Source organism: Nostoc sp., from assembly GCF_035638895.1.
Taxonomy (GTDB): Bacteria; Cyanobacteriota; Cyanobacteriia; order Cyanobacteriales; family Nostocaceae; genus Nostoc.
The window spans coordinates 1-4,488 of record NZ_DASQZC010000129.1 but is presented as its reverse complement, the minus strand read 5'-3'; the positions used below and the strand labels follow the sequence as shown (position 1 = coordinate 4,488).

At 42.8% G+C, this 4,488-nt stretch carries 4 protein-coding genes; 3 read left to right on the top strand and 1 reads right to left on the bottom strand.

Features of this window, described 5'->3' with window-relative positions:
• Nucleotides 1–26: 26 nt before the first annotated feature.
• Nucleotides 27–173 (bottom strand): hypothetical protein, encoded by a 147-nt coding sequence (locus VE944_RS06295; RefSeq protein ID WP_324973905.1) that lies wholly within the window; start codon nucleotides 171–173, stop codon nucleotides 27–29.
• Between the two features lie 67 nt (nucleotides 174–240).
• Between VE944_RS06295 and VE944_RS06290 the strand changes: the two genes are divergently transcribed.
• The 3 genes from VE944_RS06290 to VE944_RS06280 all read left to right on the top strand — a co-directional run.
• Nucleotides 241–813, top strand: a complete 573-nt coding sequence (locus VE944_RS06290) for an HdeD family acid-resistance protein (protein ID WP_324973901.1) — start codon at nucleotides 241–243, stop codon at nucleotides 811–813.
• A 240-nt stretch (nucleotides 814–1,053) separates the two neighbouring features.
• Entirely contained in the window at nucleotides 1,054–3,126 is a 2,073-nt protein-coding gene (locus tag VE944_RS06285) for a glycoside hydrolase family 10-like protein (RefSeq protein WP_324973898.1), read from the top strand.
• A gap of 433 nt (nucleotides 3,127–3,559) precedes the next feature.
• Nucleotides 3,560–4,488 (top strand): efflux RND transporter periplasmic adaptor subunit (locus tag VE944_RS06280; RefSeq protein ID WP_324973893.1); only part of this gene is annotated, 929 nt, incomplete at its 3' end.

Here is a 4,488-nt window from a genome sequence, read left to right as displayed (position 1 = left end):
TTCTGTTGAACTTGAAGGTGATCGTCTCATTGCTGTTTATGAACGCCTAAGCAATCTTGCAGAACTTTTATGAGGGTTACGTCATCAGATGATTGGTTTAGTGTCTCAATAGTCGTGGATTTTAGTAGCGATCGCAATGAAGTTAATACTGATGAGTCTATCTTAGGGTTCATACTCTGTCACCTAGAAATTCCCTAATCTAAATGTAGAGTTTAGTTTAAAAATAGGGAAAAAATTTGTATGACAACCGATGTTTCTAGAGACATTAAGAAGGATGTTAATGGGTCACTCATAAGTGGTGTTATCCTCAGTATTTTAGGGGTTATTGCGATCGCAGCGCCTAATTTCACCACCTTATTCGCCGAAAGTTGGATTGCGGGGATTTTAATTTTCGCCGGATTTACAAAACTAGTTTATGCCACTCAAACCCGCCACCAAGGAGGTTTTATTTGGAAACTTCTATTGAGCGGACTCTATATTGCAACGGGTATAATGCTGTTTGTTTATCCTTTTACCGGTATTCTCACACTAACTCTGTTGCTTGGCAGCTTTTTACTGGCTGAAGGTACATTCGAGTTAATTTTGGCATTTAAGTTACGTCCCCAAGATAACTGGACGTGGATACTAGGTGATGGGATTATTACGCTGGTCTTAGGCGCAATGATTTGGTTCCAATGGCCCTTTAATGCGCCCTGGCTTCTTGGCACATTAGTTGGTGTTAGCATTATTTTCACTGGCGTTTCCCGCGTAATGGTGTCATTGAATGCGCGTTCTACCTTGAATCCTACTAATGAAGCTGCAAATCCTACTTAGTAGATAAGGAATGGGGATTGGGGAATGGGGGAAGAAATCAATTCAAAATTAAAGAACTTCTCCCTCCTGCCTCCTGCCTTCTGCCTCCTGCCTCCTCCTTCCTAATGTTCCAACTTGAGTAGTGACAGTTTACTAAGATATTGCAGCAGCGTAGGCGCAGCCCGCCGCAGGCATCGCTCTGATATTATTGCTAAATTAGCTAAGGAAATCAAAATCCAGGCCAGCTAGCTGCAATCAACAATGGTATCTATTGCTACTCCCTTTTCGGATATTCAAAACCATTGGGCACGCTTATTTATTACAGCTTTAGCCCAACGTCGTATTATCAATGGATTGCCTAACGGTACTTATCGCCCCGATAACTCTGTTACCCGCGCTGAATTTGCCGCCATCATCGCCAACGCATTTGGGACAGTTTCCAAGAAACGGCAGTATGTCCCCTTTGTTGATGTACCCACTAATTATTGGGCAGCAGCCGCCATTCAAGCAGCTTACGAAAAAGCATTTCTTAGCGGATTTCCTGATAAAACTTTCCGTTCTGCTAACCGAATTACTAGGGTGGAAGTTTTAGTTGCTTTGGTAGGAGGCTTAGAAATTGCCACCAAAGTAAAAGCTGACCTCCTCTCACAACTCCCACAAATTTATCAAGATTCTGTTCAGATTCCTGAGTATGGCAGAAATCAAGTAGCTATTGCCACCAGCGCAGAATTGGTGGTTAGTTTCCCAAATATCAAATTACTCAATCCCAATCTTGCAGCCACCCGTGCAGATGTGGCAGTAATTATTTATCAAGCCTTGGTGTACTTAGGTCAGGCAGAAAAAATTGCCTCTAGTTACCTAGTACAGCCGCCAGCACCAACACCAGCATTAACACCAACGCCAATACCCATACCCATACCAACGCCGACACCTGCACCTATCGGTAGCATTAGGGTAAGTCATAGCCGGGAATTCCGGGGAGCGTGGGTAGCATCTGTTTGGAATAGTAATTGGCCTTCTAAAGCAGGACTTTCTGTTGCCCAACAAAAAGCTGAACTCAGCGAGATTATTAGTAAATTACAAGCGCTAAACTTTAATGCCCTCATCTTTCAGGTGCGACCGGAAGGAGACGCTTTATATGAATCTCAATTAGAGCCTTGGAGTACTTGGATTACAGGAACTCAGGGGAAAGCACCAGAACCATTTTATGATCCTTTAGCGTTTGCGATCGCAGAATGTCATAAGCGCAATATTGAACTCCATGCTTGGTTCAATCCCTACCGCGCTAGCACCTCCACCGACCCAACTAAAACAGTCCGTCCCCACATAGCAGCTACCAATCCAGAAAGCGTTTATTTGTGGAAAACTCAACGCTGGATGGACCCAGGACTGAAAATAGTTCAGGATAGAGCTTACAATGTAATTCTCGATGTAGTGAAGCGCTACGATGTTGATGGCATTCACTTAGATGATTATTTTTATCCATATCCCATCGAGGGGCAACCTTTCCCCGATGACAAAACTTATACTGCATATAAGGCAGCTGGTGGGATACTCAGCCTTAATGACTGGCGACGAGATAATGTTAACAGAATGGTACAGCGCCTCTACCAGGGAATTAAAGCAACTAAACCCGACGTTAAATTTGGTATTAGCCCCTTTGGCATTTATCGCCCCGGACAACCCACTGGTATTACTGGGTTGGATGCTTATAACGTGCTGTATGCCGACGCGAAGAAATGGCTAGCAGAAGGCTGGATTGATTATATTGCGCCTCAACTTTATTGGCGTACAGACCAACCACAACAAAGTTATTCGGCGTTGCTAAAGTGGTGGACAGAGGTAAACACTAAGAAAAGACACGTTTACGCTGGTAACAATCTGACAGAACCAAGCAACAAGAGTCGGGACACTGATGAGATTGAAAAGCAGGTGAAAATTAGTCGTAGCCAAGCTGGAAATTTATCACTGGGGAATATCTTCTTTAATGTCGGTGTTTTGACAGAAAATAGTCAAGGCATTGCTGATAAATTCCAAAGTCTGCTTTATAACAAACCTGCGCTACCGCCAACTTTGTCTTGGCAAGATACAACACCGCCGGCTCCACCTATTCAACTACAAGTCAATAACCGCAAAGTGAGTTGGCAGCCTGGTGATAATCAGCCAGTTCGTTCTTGGACACTTTATCGACAAACTGGCGATACTTGGGCAATTCAACGAATTTTGTCTGCTGGCACAACCTTCGCTACCGTCCAACTACCGGGAACCTATGCCGTGTGTGCGGTGGATAGATTGGCAAATGAGAGTGTGGGAACAATTATCACAGTGAGTTGAACCAAAGTGTTGCTTAGACATCTCCAAAAATGATGTAGGTAAAATTCATAAATTGTGCCTACCAAGATTTCGGGTAACGTATAATTAATTTTTGGAGATGTCTAATTAGAGGTTATTAGGACTTATATTATATCCGCATAATTAGTTATGATTCTCACATTTATTAAATAGTCTCTTATGTCTAGGTCTATTTGTATAGTTTAGGCATAGCGATATCCATCCTTTTGATTTGATGAACAAGTAATATTTCCATAGGTTTTAAAGAGCGGATTCACCTTTGGGTAGATTTAGACGGAATGATTAAAACTGTATATTTGGATGGGGTAACACATAATTTGCCACAAAACCTCATGCCAAATCAGTAATTTCCATATCAAAAGATGAAATATTGATTTAATTCTAGTTAATTTGTTCCTTAAGTTCCTCATAAGCCATGACATCCCCTGAGCCTCAAACCGATTTTGGAGAAAAAGCTCCACAAACCTCATTTGAGCCACCTTCTAGAAAACGGCGGTGGCTTTGGGTTTTAGCTGCACTACTATTGTTAGGGGGCGGAGCAGCTCTAGTTTGGCGTCCGCAAAATTCAGCGCCTTTAACTACTAATGCTCAACCTCAAGGGGTAAGAGTCAAAATATCGACAGTACAAAGCGGTATTATTGAGGAAAGTTCAGATTTTATTGCTAGCCTCAAGTCCCAGCGCTTAGTTACGCTCCAGCCGAGGATTCAGGGCCAAGTTACTCAGATATTTGTTAAATCGGGAGATCGAGTCGCAGCAGGAGCGGCAATTCTCCAAGTAGATCCTATGCCACAAGCAGGTATCAGTGGAAGCAATGCTGTGCCTCAAGGATTTTTAGTGCAACTGGAAAATGCCCGCGCTACACTCAAATCTTTGGAAGCACAACGACCATCCTACGTTGCAAATGTGCAATTGTACCAGCAGAATTACGAAAAGTTTGTCACCCTAGCTGAAGAAGGAGCCGTGTCTCGACAGACTCGCAATCAATTTGGTAATAGGCTCGCCAATGCTAAGGCTAATCTTGAGGCAATTGATTCTAGAATTCAAGCACAACGAGCCAACATATTGCAGGCTGAACAAACTTTGCAGCAAGCTAATGTAAATATTCCCAAACAACAAGGGAATCTCCAGTCCGATAAAATTACCGCTCCCTTTAGTGGCACAGTTGGCAAAATGGCTGTGAAAGTAGGTGATTTAGTTAATATTTCTACACAATTAGTTAATATCGCGCAAAATCGACCTTTAGAAGTCAATATCTCTGTGCCATTACAGCAAGGGCCTCAATTGCGTAAGGGAATGCCAGTGGAGGTTATGAACACACAAGGTCAAAAGCTTGGTAGAAGTAG

What these genes read in the sequence shown, in the direction of transcription:
- VE944_RS06295 (WP_324973905.1), bottom strand. Translation starts at nt 173, where the DNA reads ATGAACCCTAAGATAGACTCATCAGTATTAACTTCATTGCGATCGCTA.
- VE944_RS06290 (WP_324973901.1), top strand. Translation starts at nt 241, where the DNA reads ATGACAACCGATGTTTCTAGAGACATTAAGAAGGATGTTAATGGGTCA.
- VE944_RS06285 (WP_324973898.1), top strand. Translation starts at nt 1,054, where the DNA reads ATGGTATCTATTGCTACTCCCTTTTCGGATATTCAAAACCATTGGGCA.